This window comes from Paenibacillus sp. T2-29 (genome assembly GCF_052921365.1).
On record NZ_JBREVE010000003.1, the window covers coordinates 525483 to 542716 of the forward strand.

Annotated in this window: 21 protein-coding genes; 18 read left to right on the forward strand and 3 right to left on the reverse strand. The window is 44.9% G+C overall.

Annotation, left to right across the window (positions count from 1 at the left end; translation table 11 throughout):
- The first annotated feature begins 240 nt into the window (after window positions 1–240).
- The 3 genes from ACU1JV_RS12090 to ACU1JV_RS12100 all read left to right on the forward strand — a co-directional run bounded on the left by ACU1JV_RS12090 (window position 241) and on the right by ACU1JV_RS12100 (window position 3118).
- Window positions 241–1413: an acyltransferase gene (locus ACU1JV_RS12090; protein WP_413985996.1), complete on the forward strand. Its 1173-nt coding sequence runs from the start codon at window positions 241–243 to the stop codon at window positions 1411–1413.
- A 318-nt stretch (window positions 1414–1731) separates the two neighbouring features.
- Complete coding sequence (locus tag ACU1JV_RS12095; protein WP_013370828.1) at window positions 1732–2094, forward strand: helix-turn-helix transcriptional regulator; 363 nt, start codon at window positions 1732–1734, stop codon at window positions 2092–2094.
- Window positions 2095–2113: 19 nt separating this feature from the next.
- Complete coding sequence (locus ACU1JV_RS12100; RefSeq protein ID WP_413987563.1) at window positions 2114–3118, forward strand: Gfo/Idh/MocA family protein; 1005 nt, start codon at window positions 2114–2116, stop codon at window positions 3116–3118.
- Between the two features lie 114 nt (window positions 3119–3232).
- Here ACU1JV_RS12100 and ACU1JV_RS12105 read toward each other — a convergent pair whose 3' ends face one another.
- Window positions 3233–3802 carry a TraR/DksA C4-type zinc finger protein gene (locus tag ACU1JV_RS12105; protein ID WP_413985997.1) on the reverse strand — a complete coding sequence of 190 codons (570 nt, stop codon included), beginning with the start codon at window positions 3800–3802 and terminating at the stop codon, window positions 3233–3235.
- A gap of 143 nt (window positions 3803–3945) precedes the next feature.
- Here ACU1JV_RS12105 and ACU1JV_RS12110 point away from each other — a divergent pair, with 143 nt between their 5' ends.
- The 7 genes from ACU1JV_RS12110 (at window position 3946) to ACU1JV_RS12140 (ending at window position 8024) form a co-directional block, all read left to right on the forward strand.
- A complete protein-coding gene (locus tag ACU1JV_RS12110; protein WP_337682461.1) occupies window positions 3946–4323 on the forward strand; it encodes a DivIVA domain-containing protein in 378 nt (125 codons plus the stop codon).
- Window positions 4324–4420: 97 nt separating this feature from the next.
- Window positions 4421–4855, forward strand: coding sequence for an Rrf2 family transcriptional regulator (locus ACU1JV_RS12115; RefSeq protein WP_013370832.1), 435 nt, complete (start codon window positions 4421–4423; stop codon window positions 4853–4855).
- 25 nt (window positions 4856–4880) lie between these two features.
- Window positions 4881–5381: a metallophosphoesterase family protein gene (locus tag ACU1JV_RS12120; protein WP_413985998.1), complete on the forward strand. Its 501-nt coding sequence runs from the start codon at window positions 4881–4883 to the stop codon at window positions 5379–5381.
- A 36-nt stretch (window positions 5382–5417) separates the two neighbouring features.
- On the forward strand, window positions 5418–5744 hold the full coding sequence (locus tag ACU1JV_RS12125; protein ID WP_025679009.1) for a (2Fe-2S) ferredoxin domain-containing protein: 327 nt from the start codon (window positions 5418–5420) through the stop codon (window positions 5742–5744).
- Window positions 5745–5872: 128 nt separating this feature from the next.
- Window positions 5873–6151, forward strand: a complete 279-nt coding sequence (locus ACU1JV_RS12130) for a hypothetical protein (protein ID WP_040101519.1) — start codon at window positions 5873–5875, stop codon at window positions 6149–6151.
- Window positions 6152–6257: 106 nt separating this feature from the next.
- Window positions 6258–6860, forward strand: coding sequence for a nitroreductase family protein (locus ACU1JV_RS12135; RefSeq protein WP_413985999.1), 603 nt, complete (start codon window positions 6258–6260; stop codon window positions 6858–6860).
- Window positions 6861–7100: 240 nt separating this feature from the next.
- On the forward strand, window positions 7101–8024 hold the full coding sequence (locus tag ACU1JV_RS12140) for an NAD(P)/FAD-dependent oxidoreductase (protein ID WP_413986000.1): 924 nt from the start codon (window positions 7101–7103) through the stop codon (window positions 8022–8024).
- Between the two features lie 10 nt (window positions 8025–8034).
- On the opposite strand, the gene ACU1JV_RS12145 is transcribed toward ACU1JV_RS12140, so the two are convergent.
- Together ACU1JV_RS12145 and ACU1JV_RS12150 are read right to left on the reverse strand one after the other, a co-directional pair.
- Complete coding sequence (locus ACU1JV_RS12145; RefSeq protein WP_064963289.1) at window positions 8035–8364, reverse strand: hypothetical protein; 330 nt, start codon at window positions 8362–8364, stop codon at window positions 8035–8037.
- A 144-nt stretch (window positions 8365–8508) separates the two neighbouring features.
- On the reverse strand, window positions 8509–8829 hold the full coding sequence (locus tag ACU1JV_RS12150; RefSeq protein ID WP_014599691.1) for a winged helix-turn-helix transcriptional regulator: 321 nt from the start codon (window positions 8827–8829) through the stop codon (window positions 8509–8511).
- Window positions 8830–9120: 291 nt separating this feature from the next.
- Here ACU1JV_RS12150 and zwf point away from each other — a divergent pair, with 291 nt between their 5' ends.
- The 8 genes from zwf (at window position 9121) to ACU1JV_RS12190 (ending at window position 17192) form a co-directional block, all read left to right on the forward strand.
- A complete protein-coding gene (gene zwf / locus ACU1JV_RS12155; protein ID WP_413986001.1) occupies window positions 9121–10623 on the forward strand; it encodes a glucose-6-phosphate dehydrogenase in 1503 nt (500 codons plus the stop codon).
- A gap of 57 nt (window positions 10624–10680) precedes the next feature.
- Window positions 10681–11574, forward strand: a complete 894-nt coding sequence (gnd, locus tag ACU1JV_RS12160) for a phosphogluconate dehydrogenase (NAD(+)-dependent, decarboxylating) (protein WP_413986002.1) — start codon at window positions 10681–10683, stop codon at window positions 11572–11574.
- 161 nt (window positions 11575–11735) lie between these two features.
- Window positions 11736–12410, forward strand: coding sequence for an SOS response-associated peptidase (locus ACU1JV_RS12165; RefSeq protein ID WP_413986003.1), 675 nt, complete (start codon window positions 11736–11738; stop codon window positions 12408–12410).
- A gap of 379 nt (window positions 12411–12789) precedes the next feature.
- Window positions 12790–13998: an MFS transporter gene (locus ACU1JV_RS12170; protein WP_216975189.1), complete on the forward strand. Its 1209-nt coding sequence runs from the start codon at window positions 12790–12792 to the stop codon at window positions 13996–13998.
- A 55-nt stretch (window positions 13999–14053) separates the two neighbouring features.
- Entirely contained in the window at window positions 14054–14500 is a 447-nt protein-coding gene (locus ACU1JV_RS12175) for an OsmC family protein (RefSeq protein WP_413986004.1), read from the forward strand.
- Between the two features lie 69 nt (window positions 14501–14569).
- Window positions 14570–15655: a lactonase family protein gene (locus ACU1JV_RS12180; RefSeq protein ID WP_413986005.1), complete on the forward strand. Its 1086-nt coding sequence runs from the start codon at window positions 14570–14572 to the stop codon at window positions 15653–15655.
- A 698-nt stretch (window positions 15656–16353) separates the two neighbouring features.
- Entirely contained in the window at window positions 16354–16509 is a 156-nt protein-coding gene (locus ACU1JV_RS12185) for a hypothetical protein (RefSeq protein ID WP_165264003.1), read from the forward strand.
- A 173-nt stretch (window positions 16510–16682) separates the two neighbouring features.
- Complete coding sequence (locus ACU1JV_RS12190; RefSeq protein WP_090735370.1) at window positions 16683–17192, forward strand: hypothetical protein; 510 nt, start codon at window positions 16683–16685, stop codon at window positions 17190–17192.
- Window positions 17193–17234 lie beyond the last annotated feature (42 nt).

Genomic DNA, 17234 nt, shown 5'->3' on the forward strand with positions numbered 1-17234 from the left:
CCATCACATGGCTGGTGGAAACGTAATTTACAATAATTTGGCTCCGTCCTCTTTTATAGGTTTTCTAAAGCAGCAGTCTCCCCGTGAGGAGACTGCTGCTTTTATGTGCTAGCTACTGATTGAATATACCTAAGATAGATGATGCTTTGCTTGGCATTGGCACCATTATCCCTCTATATATTTTTACAGGATTGTCGTTATAATAGATTTATAAATTGCTAGATGTAACAGGAGAGTGACATGAGTCAAAAAGAGAGAATTTCCGAAGTCGCTTTGCTGAGAGGGTTGGCTTTTGCAGCCGTTGTTCTTCAGCATTCCGTCGCACACTATGCGGTTGCGCCGGGGGCGCGCATCCAGGACGGAGTTGTAATGACCCTATTACTGCTGTGTTCCAAATTTGCAGTACCTGTGTTTGTGTTCATTACTGGAATGGTGCTATTTTACAATTATGATGGGGCCTTAAAATATGGAACGTTTTTACGTAAACGATTCATGGATATCATCGTTCCTTATATCATATGGTCTCTTTTATACGAGTTGGGGAATCAGCTTGCCCAAGGTGGAGGATTTATTCACCCGTTAGATTTTTTCCAGAAGCTGTTGAACGGGAAAAGCAGCTATCATCTGTGGTACATCATTATGATTATCCAATGTTATGTGTTATTTCCCGTGTTTCGTTATGCTGTACGTCGTTTGTCTGCGCTACTGCCGTCAACATGGCGACCCGCTGCATTGGCTGGATTCGGCGTCCTCTATATTTTGCTTATGTTGGCGGTGGGACCCGTATATCAAGTGATGGATCAGCTCCAGCTTCCCGTCATTTCTTCTTGGTTTACCATATACGCTGACCGGAATGTGATCTATTTTTTCTTTTATTTTATATTAGGAGCGGCAGCTGGGATGAATGTCAAGCGTTGGAATGCTTGGGTTATCAAGGCGCAGTTGATATACTGGCTGCTCTTTATCGTGATTACAGGATACTTGCTGTATGAGATGATCGGTCAGTTCCAGATGCCGCGAGGTACGGTCCTTTCTTTTAACTATTTGTCTCTGCTGCGTCCGGTTATGGCTGTTTATTGCATCACGTCTATTTTTGTAGCTTATCGGGTAGCAACGTGGATTGCTTACAAGGGAGGACGTGCGGCGCGGGTGCTGACCGTCATGGGAACGTTGTCCTATGGAGCATATCTGATGCACGCCTTTATGCTGCGCGTAACCTACTATTTTGATGGAACGTTGTTTACAGATTGGAGTCACGTTCTTCGTACACTGGCTTCATTCGTTCTCTGTATAATCTTTTCTCTTGTTGGAACATGGTTGCTGGCACATTTGCCTTTGGGCAAATGGATCGTGGGGCTTCGGATTCGTCCCCGCCCGGCTGGAAGTCCGCCAGCCTTCCAAAAGCAAGCTTGATTCAGCGATAAAGTTATATTATTTCACAAAAAGTATCCCGAAGCTTTCAGAAGAAGGCCGAGGGATACTTTTTTAAGTGTTATTATGTTGTTTCAACATATGAAAAATTTACAATAGAAAACCATAAAATCACTCCTCAGCGCTATGCACACTACTCTATAATGCTTCATTCCATAGCTCTCGTCACCTTCAAGCAGGTCTCAAGGGACGGAGAGTTCTCGTAAACTCTCATATTTATGAAAGGAAATAGTCTATGGACGCAGAGTGGTTTATAATGGAAGATATGAGACTTGAATAAGGTGTAGAGGAGGTTGTGAAATGGCGTTTATGATATCCCAGCGGGCTTTTATCAAAATTTATCTGATCACAATGGTAGAGAGGCATCGCGGATATGGATATCAGATGCTCGAATCGATGAAAGATGAGTTTAGTAGTTTCGGATATGTTCCGCCTCAAAGCGAGGTGTACCGGGCACTGCATGAACTGGTTCAGGAAGGTGTTTTTTATCGTACCAAACGATTAAAAGGAACAGACCCGCGTGTAGATTTTCAGGAGATTGTGCTCTATCATTTTACAGACGATGGGGAGGAGAAAGCCCGACTGTACAAAAAGCAGGTCAAAGCTGATCTGGACCGTTGCTTAGGTATGCTGCATAAAGCGGAACAAGACAACTATTCCTAACTACGAAAGGATGAGAATGATGGGTAGAAAGCTGAAATGGGGAATTTTAGGCACGGCGGAGATCGCCAAAATCGCTGTAATTCCGGCGATTCAGCAATCCGAACGCGGAGAAGTACTTGGAATTGCTAGTCGTAATGCGGATAAAGCCGCTGAGGCCGCCCGGGAGTTCGATATTCCGAGAAGTTATGGAAGCTATGAAGAGCTGTTGGCTGATCCCGAAATCGGAGCGGTGTATATACCATTGCCAAACCATCTGCATGAAGAGTGGACCATTAAGGCAGCGGAGGCCGGGAAGCATGTTTTGTGTGAAAAACCATCTTCGCTTAGCTCGGCCGGGACAAGCCGCATGATTGAAGCATGTCGCCGTGCCGGAGTGACATTTGCGGAAGCTTTTATGTATCGCTATCATCCCAAACATCGAAGAATTAAGGAAATCATCAATAGTGGGGAAATTGGTGACATTCGCGGTATTCATTGTACTTTTACATTTAACAATACTGATCAGGCAGATAATGTACGCTTTAATAAAAGCATGGGCGGCGGCTCGTTATATGATGTGGGCGTGTATCCGATCTCAGCCGCTCGTATGTATTTGGATCGGGAGCCGGAGGCAGTGACGGTACATGCTTTATTTTCCCCTGAGCATGATAACGTTGATATGATGGCCTCCGGTCTGCTGGAATTTCCGGTTGGAGTCAACCTTACTTTCGATTGTGGCATGTGGGCAGCCAATCGTTCCAATATGGAAATTCTCGGTAGCAAGGGTACGATTGCAATGCCTAAGATGTTTGGTTGGGAAAGAACGTCTGTTGTACCGCAAATTTTCGTTCACGTTGGTTCGGTTACGCGTGAGGAACGTCTGAAAGGTTTTAATTCTTTTGAACTGCAAGCTGATGCTTTTGCCGAAGCGGTGCTTGACGGTATTCCGTTGCCATATGAGCCAGAAGATGCGGTAAGTAATATGAAAGTGATCGACGCTTGTATTGAATCAGCTCGCAGTCGAAAGCGGATAGAAATTGGGTAAGCGTGATCATCGTATTTCCGGAAGACATAGAAAAGCAGCCTGTCTATGGACAAGCTGCTTTTCTAGATGAACAAATACATAGATATTTTTAATGAGTTTTTGTACATTCGAGCATCACATATTTTCATCATAATCTGTGACATCACGCTTAGCGGCTGTCGCAGGCGAGTTCGATGTTCCGTATTTTTCCACCGCGTCCCATGCGCCTGCATCATCAAATCGTCCTGCATTCCGTTGGCGAACCTCACCTGCACCTTTGGGCGGCGGAGTCATAACCTGTTCCTCGATTGGACGGTCATTCGATAATTCTCGTGTTGGAGTGTGCTCGACTGTATAGGCTGTATATGGAATGGCTTGCAACCGTTCAAAAGGAATTTCTTCCCCGCTCTCCACACATATTCCATACGTCCCATCCTTCATCCGTTGCAGGGCCGCATTAACCTGCTCCAGCTCGTTTTCCAGCGACTCATTAATCGCCAGATCACGAGAACGTTCAAAGGTTTCCGTCCCTATATCGGCGGGATGGTTATCATAGGACGAGAGCTCACCTGTAGAATCTGTCAGTGTTTCTCCCAATTGTGTGTTTTCCTGACCGTTTTGTTTAAAATGTTTTTCTAAATCATTTTTCTGCTCCAGTAACATATGTTTCAGCTCTGCAAGCTGTGAATCGTTCAAATGGTTCATGATCATCTCTCCCCTTCATGGTCTGTATGAGTGGTGTGTATGCTCTTTTATACCCGTTCATAGACCTGAGCAATCAGCAGAGACTTTTATTCCCAGCCTAGAATGTGATATAAAAAGAATAGTGTGTTAAGGAGGGAAAACCGATGGATGAACATATGAAGCGTCGTCTGGATAAGCAAAAGCAGTTGTTTAAACAACTGGGCATTCAGCTGGACGCGCTCTCCATTCATGAGAAACAGTTTAAAAATAAAATGCGCGGCTATGATCCGGATGAGGTGGATGCCTTTCTGGATGAAGTGATCAAGGATTATGAACGCTTTTATGCCAATATAGCCGACCTGATGGACAAGTGGCAGGAGCAGCAGGCAACCATACGTGATTTGAAAAATGCACCCAAGCCTGCCACCGACTTTAATGCACTTGACCGTCGTCAACTGGAGGATATCATTAAGCAGCTGGAATATAGTGTGCGCCAATTAAAAGTGCGAGTACGCCCGGAAAATGACTATTTTCCAGAGTAAGGAGTAGTAAGCACTGTGTCGCTGCCTCTAATGTGGTATGATGGAAACATGCATTTTATCAAACATTTAATGAGGCACACATATAAAGGTGGTTAACATGAGTACCCATTTTTCCGTTAGTATCCATTGTCTGCTTCTTCTGGCTGAAGGGGCACCTGAGCGAATGACTTCGTCACTTATTGCTTCTAGCATTAATACAAATCCGGTAGTTGTGAGAAGAATTATGAGCCGACTCAAGCAAGCTGGTCTGGTGGATTCGTCACCGGGAGCGCGCGGCTTTCGTCTAAGCATGTCGAGTTCAAACATCAATCTGAAAATGATCTATGAAGCGACCAAGGATGAAGGCCCGCTGTTCGCCATCCATACCGACAGCAATCATAATTGCGAGGTTGGCAGGAACATAGACGCTTTATTGGATGGTTTATATACGGTGGCAGAGCAGAAAATCCAGGCGTTTTTCGAGACCGTTACGTTGCGAGATCTGGAGCAGGCTCTCAAACAGCGGGTTGGACAACAAAGTTCATCCGTGTAAAAGACGCCAGTAAGGAGAAATTGATATGAAAATCATCGTACTTTCAGACACCCATATGCCACATAGAAGCAAAACGCTGCCTAGTCGGCTTGTACAGGAGCTAAAAGGCAGTGACCTCATTCTCCATGCTGGAGACTGGACGGATTGGTTCGTATATGAACGTCTAACTGAATTTGCGCCTGTACAAGGCATTGCCGGAAACAATGATGGAACCGACATCGTGGAGCGTCTAGGCTATCAACGCATTGTTGAAGCCCAAGGCAAGCGGATTGGTATGGTTCATGGTCACGGCTGGCGCGGCTCGACAGAAAATATAGCACTGAATACGTTTAAGGGAGAAACGCTGGATTGCCTGATTTTTGGACATTCTCATATTCCTGTGGTCAAAAAGATAGATAATCTGCTTGTCCTTAATCCGGGGTCTCCGACGGACAAACGCGGTGAAGACGAATATTCATTTATCGTGCTGACGATTGAAGACGGGCAGATGGAGGCACAGCTTGTTCTTTATCCAGATAAACATTGATTTAAAAACCAACAACTGTTGATTAAAGGGGAAGCTATGGCTATTTTTGATTTAGAACCTATGAAGTATCATGTGTTGATCTGCAATGGAGGCACATGTATGCGACATGAGGGTGAAGAAGTTACCCAAGCAATTCGGGATGAAATTCGTAAACAACATGCAGAAGCATATATTCACACAACCAGAACTCGTTGTAATGGGCGCTGTCATGATGCGGCGGTTGTAATCGTATATCCGCAAGGGGATTGGTATGGTCAAATGACTCCGGCCTCAGGTACAGAGCTGGTGCAGAAGCTCGTAGCGGGAGAGAAGCTGGAGCCTCATCTTTTTCATGAGTGTACACGTAAATCCAGCTCGCAATAATCCAGTCAACTATTAATAAGAACATGAGTAGAGAAAATCTTCTAAAGATTTTCTCTTTTTTGCGTTTAATCCCCGACCTGAAAGGTAAAAGTATACTGTGGACACAATCCGATAGGGAGGGAAGAAAGATGACCCCATTTGAAGATAATCTGCATGGTAAGAATGAGCAAAAAGACCAGACAGGGAAAGGAACAACAGAGTCTAAACATCAGGAGCAGCCGATCAATCGTGATCATGCCGAGCAGTATCCGACAGAGCAGGAAAGCTTGTTTGACCGTTTTGAAATTGAACAGACGGTAGATGCCATTCCCGTAGAGGATTTAAAGATGGAAAGACAGGAGGAGAGAGACAAGGATGCAACCAAGCACACCTCTTCCAGTGAGAAAAAATATAATAGCAACGTATAATTTTCAACCAACTGGTAATATTTAAAAAGAAATCTCTTGACTTTAAGATATGTGCGATGTATATTAAGTTACGAAAAGTAATTAATTTTTCTCAGGAGGTAACAAAATGACTAAAGACTTCTTCACAGCGCTGAAAGACAGACGCTCCTATTATGGCATTAGTAAAGAACAAGTAATTTCTGACCAACGGATTCAAGAGATCGTAGAGGAAGCTGTGAAGTATACACCTACCTCTTTCAACTCCCAAACTTCACGTGCTGTAGTGTTGCTCGGGGAGCATCATGATAAACTGTGGAATATTACAGAAGATATTTTGCGGGAAGTGGTAGGCAATGAAGAACAATTCAAATCTACTGCTGAGAAAATGAACGGTTTCCGCAGCGGTTATGGAACAGTGTTGTTCTTTGAAGACAACAACGTGATAGCTGGTCTGCAACAACAATTTGAAGCGTATGCGGACAATTTCCCAATCTGGGCCAATCAATCTAACGGTATGCTGCAACTGGTTGTATGGACGGCTTTGGAGCAAGAAGGACTGGGTGCATCCCTTCAGCACTATAATCCTTTGATCGACGAAAAAGTGAAAAACGAATGGAACATTCCTGAGCATTGGAAACTGATTGCTGAAATGCCATTTGGTAAACCGACATTCCAACCAGGTGACAAGGAATTCCAATCTATTGAAGAACGCGTAAAAACATTTAAATAATGATCATAATAGTATGATTTTTCAGGTTTAACCTGAATACAGCACTGCGGATTATCCGTAGTGCTGTTTGTCGTTTCATTTTTTGGTTATGTAACCATTTGGATATATGAAGAAGAGAGGTTAATTCATCCGTAAGTAGGTGATATTATGTTTGAAATTGGATGAGAAGTTTACATAAGTGTGATTGCTTTTTTTGGCAGATGTTTAGCATTTGCGCGTATTTGAAGGAGGAATTAGGACATGAAATACGATTGCATTATTGTCGGTGGGGGAATCGCCGGATTGCAAGCAGCAATTCAATTGGGCAGATACAGCAGTCATCGGGTGCTGGTGATAGATTCGGGCTATGGTCGATCTACGCTGTGCCATCAGTATCATAACATTTTGGGTTTTCCTGACGGGATTTCTGGTGAAGAGCTACGAGGGCTTGGACGTAGTGAAGCCATGAAGCTTGGCACTGAATTTGTTGATGGCAAGGCGGTAAAAGCGACCAAGAGAGATGAGCTTTTTGACATTGAAGTGGAGGCAGGGGCAGTATATACGTCAAAAACGCTGCTATTGGCCACAGGGCTGACGGATCGCTTTCCAAAGCTGGAAGGGCTACAAGCCTGCCTGGGCAACAGTGTGTATGTGTGCCCCGACTGTGACGGGTATGAGGTTCAGGATCGCAGTACAGTCGTCATGGGGGCGGGCAAAGCGGGAGCTTCCATGGCCTTGATTTTATCAGCACGTACCGATCACCTTGTCTATGTCAATCATGAGCGTTCAGAAGTACCGAACGAGCTGATCGTGAAGCTGCGGGAAAAAGGGATTGAATATAAGGAAGCAGCCATTTCTGAAATTATCACGGGACAACCGGGCTGTTTTGAAGGAGTACGGCTGGCTGACGGACAAGTGATTGGAGCAGAGCGGGGGTTCTTAGCCTTTGGAAGCAACCATGTTCATTCAGAGCTGGCGGAGCAACTGGGCGTACATCTGCTGCACAACAAGCATATTGAGACGCATCCCCGCAGCAAAATGACAAACGTGGAAAATGTATGGGTGGCCGGAGACTTAGGGGCTCATGCCGAGCAAGCGACGGTTGCGATGGGAGAAGGAGCTATGTCAGCGATCTGGATACACAAGGTATTATCTGGTATAAAAACAAAAATACCGCAACTCTGAGAGCTGCGGTTTAGAACGATGGGCGTGTACTAGGTTGAAGATGAGGCTCGAAGCGTCTTAATTGATCGCTCATGCCATACTTGCGTAAGATTTCCATCTGTTTGTTACCGATGAGATCAAAATGAGGATAGGGCTGACGCTGATGTATATATTGGGGGTCCAATCCGTTATGCTTGCACCATAAGCGCAGCTTATCCAAGTCAGAGCACCCCACCTTGGTGACAGTTGTAATGCCTGGAAAGCGGTCATCCAGCCAGTAATGCGTTAGAAAAGCAATCTGGCCACGACTGACCTCTCTTTTCCAGCTCATCAGTTCCTGCCGGGTAATGCCAAATGCCATCGGTCTCATCCTTTCCTGGCTCATATCTAAAAACATGAGCTACTGCGCGGTTGTCCCATTATTTTCGTCCTATTGCTTGTATTATGATCCACATGGAGTAACACAATAACAGGAGAGCGTAATTGGCGATCTCCTGTTAGCGGTTTAGAGCCATCTTTCGGCCCAGCTCTCCACACCATTCAATGCATCACCTAGCTCTTTACCCTTACGTGTCAGCGAATATTCGGTACGCACAGGCCGCTCTGTGATGACATTGCGAAGGATTAGGCCGGAAAGCTCTAGTTCCTTGATGCGCTCGTTCAGCATGCGTTTGCTAAGATCAGGTATGGAAACTTGAATTTCACTAAATCGTTTGGGATGTTCCATCAAAGTATGAATGATGAGAGCGGTCCATTTTTTGCTGATGATCTGAAAGGACTGTTCCACCTTACCGCACAAAAGCTTAGGCTGCCTGTCGTCGCTCATCTGAATCCCCTCAATTTCATTGTTGTTTTAAACAGTATACTAAAAGTAACTCTGTATACCAATAGTAACTATAATGCATTGTATCAACTGTGACAATTTTAACAGTTTTTTCTCTTTCCTATCGTCAATCATACCACAGAAAACGTTATCATTACAGGATATATCGAATGTTCACGATTTCGCTAAAATTTGATTGACTTGCCCCTTATATTGGGTGTATTATGGGTTACGTTAATTCCTCAGGTAACTTTTAATAACCTCATCTTTTATAATGGGAAGAAGGAATATTTCATGGATTCAATGACATTTGTCTTATTTGGAGCGACAGGGGATTTGGCTAAACGCAAAATTTACCCTGCCTTGTATAATTTGTTTGTAGAAGGTAAAATTCCGGCTTCCTTTTCTGTAATTGGGATGGGGCGTCGTGAAGTGGCGAACGAACAATTTCAAAGTAATGTAGAGCAATCCATTAAGGATTTTTCCAGACATGTGAATGATGACCGTGCACAGATGGATCAGTTCTTAAGTGCTTTCCGTTATTGTGCATTGAACGTTAACCACCCGGAAGATTATAAAAAGCTGCTACAGCTTGCTGAGCAACGTGAAAATGACTTGGGAATTCCGGGGAACCGCATGTTTTATTTATCGGTGGCACCGGAATTTTTTGATGTGATTGCCCACAACATTCGAGAAAGTGGTTTGGCTGAAACAAAGGGTTGGAAACGACTTATTATCGAAAAACCATTTGGGCATGATTTGGAATCGGCACGCGAGCTGAATGATCGCCTAAGCAGAACCTTTGCTGAGGATGAGATTTATCGTATTGACCATTACTTAGGTAAGCCCATGGTTCAAAACCTGGAAGCTTTAAAATTTGCTAATCCATTGCTTCAAGGGGTTTGGAACAACCAGTACATTGCCAATGTGCAAATTACCGCTTCTGAGACTGTAGGCGTAGAGGAGCGAGCAGGATATTACGATCACTCCGGTGCTATTCGTGATATGGTACAAAATCACATGCTGCAGGTGTTGATGATGACGGCTATGAACAAGCCGGGACATATCACGGCTGACCAAGTGCGGGATGAAAAAAGTAAGGTGATGGACGCACTTCGTGCCCTTGATCCTTCTGATATTGCTTCCAACGTGGTTAGAGGACAATATACCGCAGGTGAGATCAACGGAAAAGCAGTTCCTTCCTATAAAGAGGAGCCGGACATTGGACCTGATTCGCAAAATGATACGTTCATTTCAGCTCGCCTTTGGATTGACAATGAACAATGGTCGGGTGTTCCGTTCTATATTCGTACCGGCAAACGCATGAAAGAAAAATCCACTCGTATCGTTGTGGAATTCAAAAAGGACAATACAGATCCTTATGCTGCTCAAGGGCAGCCGACCGATCCGAACTTGCTGATCATTCATGTTAACCCGGATGAAAAGGTAACGCTCCGTCTGAACAGTAGAGATCCGCTGAACAATGGTCAGCTGGAGACGGTTCTGATGAATTATCATTCCGAGGCCAAGGATGTCCCAGAAGCTTATGAACGCCTCATCTTTGATGCGCTGCGCGGCGATTCGACCTTTTTTGCTCATTGGAATGAAGTGGAGCTTTCATGGGTGTGGGTTCAACCCGTACTCGAAGCTTTTACCCGTGGCGAAGTCCCGCTTCACACATATGCGGCAGGCTCTTACGGTCCAGAAGCTTCAGATCAATTGTTGGAAGAACAAGGCTTTACATGGTGGTTGGACGAAAAGTCCGAAAGCTCAAAAAAAGCAGTCGTTCGTGCTTAGTCCAACAAAAAAAGTTTGTACAGAAATATATTTTTGCTACGGCAGGAGGCCTTTATAATGCAAGTAGGATTAATTGGTTTGGGAAAAATGGGTTTGAATCTTGGTAAAAACTTGATCGATCATAAGCATGAAGTTGTGGCTTACGACGTCAATGCAGCCGCAATTCAAGAAATGAAGGAGTATGGAGCTGCAAGTGCTTCTACTTTGGAAGAGCTTGTACAAGCAACTCAATCCCCTAGAGTGCTGTGGATTATGGTTCCTCACCAAATAGTTGATTCTGTGCTGGATCAGCTTCAACCAATGTTGTCCAAAGGGGACATCATTATTGAAGGCGGTAATTCTCATTACAAAGAGTCCATTGCTCGCCATGCTCGTCTGAAAGAATACGGTATCAGCTTTATGGATGCAGGAACTTCCGGCGGGATGGAAGGTGCACGCAATGGCGCTTGTTACATGATCGGTGGCGATCCAGAAGCTTGGGCGGTTGTTGAGCCGATTTTCCGCGATACAGCGGTGGAAAATGGATATTTGTATGCTGGTAAATCCGGTAGCGGACATTTCCTGAAAATGGTTCATAACGGTGTGGAATACGGTATGATGGCTTCCATCGGTGAAGGTTTTGAAGTGCTGGAGAAAAGCAACTTTGACTTTGATTATGAAAAAGTAGCGCGTGTGTGGAACAACGGTTCCGTTATCCGCTCTTGGCTGATGGGCTTGACTGAACGCGCATTTTCCAAAGATGCAAACTTGGATGAAATCCGTGGGGTGATGCACTCTTCCGGTGAAGGTAAGTGGACTGTTGAGGAAGCGTTGGACCTTCAGGCAGCAACTCCGGTTATTGCCTTGTCCTTGCTGATGCGCTACCGTTCGCTGGATGCTGATACATTTAACGGCAAAGTAGTTGCTGCGCTGCGTAATGAATTTGGCGGCCATGCTGTAGAGAAGAAGTAATAACGATATAAGTTAGTATCTATCCCCGTAGCTTCATGACTGCGGGGATATTGCTATATATATTTTTTTGATCATCAGGTTTTTGTTAAATCCTCGCTTATGCATATTTTTCCTTGTATATCCGCACAATAGGTAAAAAAAGGCGGAAGGATGAATTGCATATGTGCAAAAGATTTTCGTTATCGGCTGATTTGGATGAGGTAAGGGATCATTTTGGTATACAACGTGTGATGTATTATTATAAAACACGTTATAACATGAGTCCCACCCAGCATGTTCCAATTGTGCTGCATCAGGATGGAGAACGGGTGCTTGATGAATTTCGCTGGGGATTTATTCCTTATTGGGGTAAGGATTGTGTTAATGCAGACCTGAATACTGTTCGGGTAAATCCTAGTTATCGGAAGATGGCGGAAACCCACCGCTGTATTATTCCTTGTAATGGTTTTTATTATTGGCGAAAATTAGGCAAACGCATGTGTGCTGTCCGAGTGGTATTGCCGGAACAGAAAATGTTTGCGGTCGCGGGGCTCTATGAAATATGGCAGGATAGCCGAAAGGAGCCGTTACGCACCTGTACGATGATGACGGTTCAGGCCAATACGGATATACGTGAATTTGACAGCCGGATGCCCGCTATTTTGGAAGCAGACCAAATAGATTCATGGCTAGATCCGTCGATCCAGAACATTGATGAGCTGCTGCCCTTATTGCGCACGTATGAGCAAGGTGATATGAGCATCTATCCGGTGACCCCGCTGGTGGCCAATGATGAACATGATAGCCGTGAATGCATTCAGGAAATGGATTTGCAGTGGTCCTGGATTAAACCTTAAATGTATGAAGATTTGTATCCATTCTTGATCATAAGATTCCCGCCACCTGCATAGGTATGTATTGGGGAACAAGCGTCATAATCCGGGGAGAGGGGAAACGGCCGAAGGAGTATCTCATATGGGATGGAGGCGTTTGGAATGAGTAACGATACACTCATCCAGCTGCTGGTGCTCATGGTGACGATCATCGGTCTGGTCCAAAACCGGTAACTGACAGGTTCCAGAAGGCGGGAGAATTGCCGTAGGCAATCTTCCGTTTTTTTTGCATTAAAAAGCTCGCAGATTCAGGAAGCTTGCGGTACAATAGATGCTGGGCTACAGGTGACAAGACACCTGAATATACGTCTACATACGATGCATTTTTAAGGGAGAGCGAATCATGAGTGAATTAACTTCATTACCCCCAGCTAAAAAAAGAAAATTGCTATTTAGCGCAGGGCTTAGCTGGCTGTTTGATGCTATGGATGTGGGACTGCTTTCATTTATAGTGGCAGCTTTGGCTAAGGAGTGGCATCTGGGATCTGAGCAAATTGGACTGCTGACTGCAATGAATTCAATAGGAATGGTGTTCGGGGCCGCTTTGGCGGGGATTTTGGCGGATCGTTACGGCAGACGCGCCATATTAGTGTGGACACTTTTGATCTTTTCCATTGCCAGTGGCTTATCCGCTTTTGCGACAGGTCTCGGAATGCTGCTGGTGCTGCGTTTTATTGCTGGTGCAGGCTTGGGCGGGGAATTGCCTGTTGCTTCGACGCTGGTGTCAGAATCAGTGCCTGTAAAAGAACGAGGAAGAGCAGTTGTGCTGCTGGAAAGCTTTTGGGCGGCAGGCTGGATTCTTTCGGCTCTTATTGCTTATTTTGTTATTCCGAAATACGGTTGGCAAATGGCATTTATTCTCGGCGCAGTACCTGCGCTTTACGCTCTTTATCTGCGCAGAGCTATTGATGATTCACCGCGTTATAAGCAGCAAAGCGTCAAACTTCCGCTGCGTGCACGATTGGCTTCGATTTGGTCGGGACCCCATCGCAAGTCTACGCTAATGCTGTGGATTTTATGGTTTACAGTTGTATTTTCATATTATGGCATGTTCCTGTGGTTGCCAAGCATGATGTTTATGAAGGGATTTGAGCTGGTTAAAAGCTTTGAGTATGTCCTAATCATGACACTTGCACAATTACCAGGTTATTTTACCGCTGCCTATCTGATTGAAAAGCTGGGTCGCAAATTTGTACTGATCATCTACTTGTTGCTCACGGCAGTGTCCGCTATTTGGTTTGGAACATCGGAAACGGCAGGGATGTTGTTGGCTGCTGGTATCTGTCTGTCTTTCTTTAATCTCGGTGCATGGGGAGCTATGTATGCTTATACCCCGGAGCTGTACCCAACGTCTGCTCGTTCTACCGGTGTGGGTATGGCAGCTGCATTTGGCCGTATTGGCGGCGTGATCGGGCCTTTTGTGGTAGGTATACTCGTAGGACAAGGCATAGCGTTACCATCTATCTTTGCGATTTTTTTCGTAGCGATCCTGATCGGAGCAGCTGCTGTATGGTTGCTGGGTACCGAAACTAAAAATCAGGAGATTGACTAACCTTTACATTCACCTGTGTAAACATTCATAATACAAGAGAGAGGAGTGACCTGAAATGGAGCATACCTTTCTGCTCAAGGCAGACTGGAACGGGGGACGCAACAGCGATGGGCGTATTGAGGCCGGACAGTTGCGGACAGCGATTTCGATTCCGGCTGAGATGGGAGGCCCTGGTATGGGCACCAATCCGGATGAAATGCTGCTCGGAGCAGCTGCTACCTGCTATTTGATTACTTTGGCGGCGATGATGGAGCGTGCCAGTCTCCCGGTGGTATCACTGGCACTGGAATCCGAAGGGATTGTCGATGTAACGAACAACATTTTTACATATCGCCGAATCGTGCATCGTCCAAGAGTTCTATTGTCCGTCGATGCAACAGAATCGCAAATCGAACAAGCATTGCGCCTTGCAGAGCAGGCTGAAACCTCATGCATGATCTCGCGTGCTGTAGCAGGCAATGTAGCATTGTCTACAGAACCTGTGGTGGAGCGCGCCTCTTAAAGCAGTATCTGTAACAGGAGCAATCATTCCAATTGCCCGTCATTTTTTTAATCCAAGGAGGACACAACCATGACAGCACAACAAAAATTGCTCGTATTCGCAGGCTCTTACGCCGAATTGGAAGGTAACGGAGTTTATTCGTATACTTTTAATGAACAGACAGGAGCCCTGACACTACAGGGTGAGTTCTCCGGCTTGAAAAATCCTACATTTCTAAATGTAGACGTTAAAAATCGGAAGCTGTATTCCATTGGCGAGACGACTTCCGCTGCAGGAGCGAAGGTAGGCGAAGCCTCTGCTTTTGAAATTGACCCGGTTAAAGGCACATTTACTTTGCTGAATCGCGCGGAAAACGTAGGCTCCACAACATGCCACATTCAACGTGATCCATCCGATCGTTACCTGATTGTAGTCAGCTACCACGGAGGTATGGTAGGACTGATATCTCTGACTGAGGACGGGCGTATCGGTGAATTGCTGGATGTAAAACAGCACGAGGGCAAAGGAGCGCATCCTGAGCGTCAGGATCGTCCACATCCACATTCCAGTTTCTTTAGCCCGGACGGCCGCTTCCTGTTCGTACAAGATCTTGGACTGGATCTGATCCGTATTTATACCATTGATGACAGCAAAGGGCAACTGGTGCTGCACGGTGAAACGAAAACCCATGCAGGTGCAGGCCCACGTCACTTGACGTTCCACCCGAACGGTAAATTTGCTTTTGTTATTAACGAAGTGGATTCTTCCATTACTTCTTTCGCATATGATGCAGAAGCTGGCAAGCTTACTGAGCTTGAGAGCGTACCGACATTGCCGTCTGACTTTACTGGCGAAAACACAACTGCAGAAATTGCGATTTCACAGGATGGCGCTTATCTGTACGGTTCCAACCGTGGACATGATAGCATCGTAGTGTACGCTGTAGATGGAGCCACTGGCAAGTTGAGCTTGGTTGAGCATGTATCTGCCGAAGGCGAGCATCCGCGTCATTTTGCTTTGACACCTAATGGTGACTATATGCTCGTGGCTAACCGCGACACCAACAATATTGTTACCTTCAAAGTGGACAAAGCAAGCGGTCGCTTGACCTACACTGGACAACAAGTAACTGTGTCCAAACCAGTATGCGTGCAGCCTTTTTACTTTTCCGTGTAAAAATAGGGCAACATCAGAATTAATTAAGTAACGGTATGCGGCTTGTGACCGCTACGAGAACGGATTATTCTTCCGATCGCTGTTGCCCCCGGATTTCTTGGTTGTATGTTCAAGGGGAGAAATCCGGGGACAAAGGCGAATACTCCGCTTCTTCAGACAATACCGTCCTCTCCGCTGCTTTATTTCTTTTGGCAACCACTTGTTTATACAGAAAAAATGAATTTGCATATGTTGATGGTTTCGGTGAATTAACTAGGCATAAAAATTTATTAGTAGAAACGGCTCGTAGGATAACCTGCAGCCGTTTTTATTTTAGCGCTTAGTCACATCTAAGAAAGGTCATTGCCTACAAAATTATTCTTAAGTTTTAAGATCACAAATAAGATACGAATAATTTCGGTAAGAAAAGGGTACATATGTTATAAGCAGAACAGTTATCCCATTTGTAAATTTAGGACAGGCACTGTGACTCCATATATAAGTTGGGTATTTTTATAAAAATTTACATTTTAGCTGAGCATCGGTACTAGTTTGCTAGATGGTTGTTGTTTTGAGACAAACTTATGAAAAATGAGGATGACAAGGATAAGCTGAGTACGAAGCGGACAGATGGGTTTGGAGCAGCGATCGGAGAAACCATCTATTTGCGCAGTGGGCTACACACATTGCACGTATTCTAATAAGAGAGAGGGATTCAAATGAAAATAATCATTACACAAAAGGAAGCCGCCGACAAAGGAATCTGGAAAGAGATTATGGGGATGTTTGCTGTAACCAAAGAGGACGAGGTATGGCAAAATGAAGAGTTTATTCTCACCGAGGAACAGGCACGTCAGGTGGGATTACTAAAATAACAAAGGTAAATAGGACATGTCATCAAGTTTTAAGACCAAGTCTTAAAAAATCGTAACTTATTTTTTATGTATCTGATACACTTTTTAACCGTTCAAAGTTTATGATAGGTACACAAGGGTAATGAAGCTTACAGACACCGTGTACATACCCAAACGGCAAGGAGAGATCAGACATGATGAAATTAGCTTCGAAATGGACCGTATTGACTTTGATGATGATGCTGATTACGACGGCAGGGGCAACAGCACAAGGCTACACACCTGTAGCAGCTGCTGAAAATCAGGAGACCGTATATATAAACCAAATGGACATTCGCGATGGACAAATTTATTTGTCAGCAGATCCGATTGAATGGTACGAAGGCGCAGCAGCAGACAAAGCATTTGTGGAGCATGAAGGAAATACAGGATTGGACGGAGCGCCGGATGGCTACTACATCGTAAACAATTCCGTGCAAAATGACGTGTATCAGGTTGCACCAGATGCTTCGGTAGAGGTGCAGATTTATGATCACACAGGGAATATAGAAGATACAGACGTGCAATGGAACGAATCCATTCCTTTGGCACAATTTGAGAAGGATTTTGCCAAAAAGGATGTTCTGGACCTCAGCCAATTTCCATACCATGTTACGCTTCGTGACGGTAAGGTTGTAAAAATCGTGCAGCAGTTCATTCCTTAAACAATAAGCTTATACAGACACGTACTTCTTACTTGATCACAG

Bases quoted from the DNA above. Each gene is read 5' to 3' on its own strand.
- ACU1JV_RS12090 (WP_413985996.1), top strand. From the start codon at position 241: ATGAGTCAAAAAGAGAGAATTTCCGAAGTCGCTTTGCTGAGAGGGTTG.
- ACU1JV_RS12095 (WP_013370828.1), top strand. From the start codon at position 1,732: ATGGCGTTTATGATATCCCAGCGGGCTTTTATCAAAATTTATCTGATC.
- ACU1JV_RS12100 (WP_413987563.1), top strand. From the start codon at position 2,114: ATGGGTAGAAAGCTGAAATGGGGAATTTTAGGCACGGCGGAGATCGCC.
- ACU1JV_RS12105 (WP_413985997.1), bottom strand. From the start codon at position 3,802: ATGAACCATTTGAACGATTCACAGCTTGCAGAGCTGAAACATATGTTA.
- ACU1JV_RS12110 (WP_337682461.1), top strand. From the start codon at position 3,946: ATGGATGAACATATGAAGCGTCGTCTGGATAAGCAAAAGCAGTTGTTT.
- ACU1JV_RS12115 (WP_013370832.1), top strand. From the start codon at position 4,421: ATGAGTACCCATTTTTCCGTTAGTATCCATTGTCTGCTTCTTCTGGCT.
- ACU1JV_RS12120 (WP_413985998.1), top strand. From the start codon at position 4,881: ATGAAAATCATCGTACTTTCAGACACCCATATGCCACATAGAAGCAAA.
- ACU1JV_RS12125 (WP_025679009.1), top strand. From the start codon at position 5,418: ATGGCTATTTTTGATTTAGAACCTATGAAGTATCATGTGTTGATCTGC.
- ACU1JV_RS12130 (WP_040101519.1), top strand. From the start codon at position 5,873: ATGACCCCATTTGAAGATAATCTGCATGGTAAGAATGAGCAAAAAGAC.
- ACU1JV_RS12135 (WP_413985999.1), top strand. From the start codon at position 6,258: ATGACTAAAGACTTCTTCACAGCGCTGAAAGACAGACGCTCCTATTAT.
- ACU1JV_RS12140 (WP_413986000.1), top strand. From the start codon at position 7,101: ATGAAATACGATTGCATTATTGTCGGTGGGGGAATCGCCGGATTGCAA.
- ACU1JV_RS12145 (WP_064963289.1), bottom strand. From the start codon at position 8,364: ATGGCATTTGGCATTACCCGGCAGGAACTGATGAGCTGGAAAAGAGAG.
- ACU1JV_RS12150 (WP_014599691.1), bottom strand. From the start codon at position 8,829: ATGAGCGACGACAGGCAGCCTAAGCTTTTGTGCGGTAAGGTGGAACAG.
- zwf (WP_413986001.1), top strand. From the start codon at position 9,121: ATGGATTCAATGACATTTGTCTTATTTGGAGCGACAGGGGATTTGGCT.
- gnd (WP_413986002.1), top strand. From the start codon at position 10,681: ATGCAAGTAGGATTAATTGGTTTGGGAAAAATGGGTTTGAATCTTGGT.
- ACU1JV_RS12165 (WP_413986003.1), top strand. From the start codon at position 11,736: ATGTGCAAAAGATTTTCGTTATCGGCTGATTTGGATGAGGTAAGGGAT.
- ACU1JV_RS12170 (WP_216975189.1), top strand. From the start codon at position 12,790: ATGAGTGAATTAACTTCATTACCCCCAGCTAAAAAAAGAAAATTGCTA.
- ACU1JV_RS12175 (WP_413986004.1), top strand. From the start codon at position 14,054: ATGGAGCATACCTTTCTGCTCAAGGCAGACTGGAACGGGGGACGCAAC.
- ACU1JV_RS12180 (WP_413986005.1), top strand. From the start codon at position 14,570: ATGACAGCACAACAAAAATTGCTCGTATTCGCAGGCTCTTACGCCGAA.
- ACU1JV_RS12185 (WP_165264003.1), top strand. From the start codon at position 16,354: ATGAAAATAATCATTACACAAAAGGAAGCCGCCGACAAAGGAATCTGG.
- ACU1JV_RS12190 (WP_090735370.1), top strand. From the start codon at position 16,683: ATGATGAAATTAGCTTCGAAATGGACCGTATTGACTTTGATGATGATG.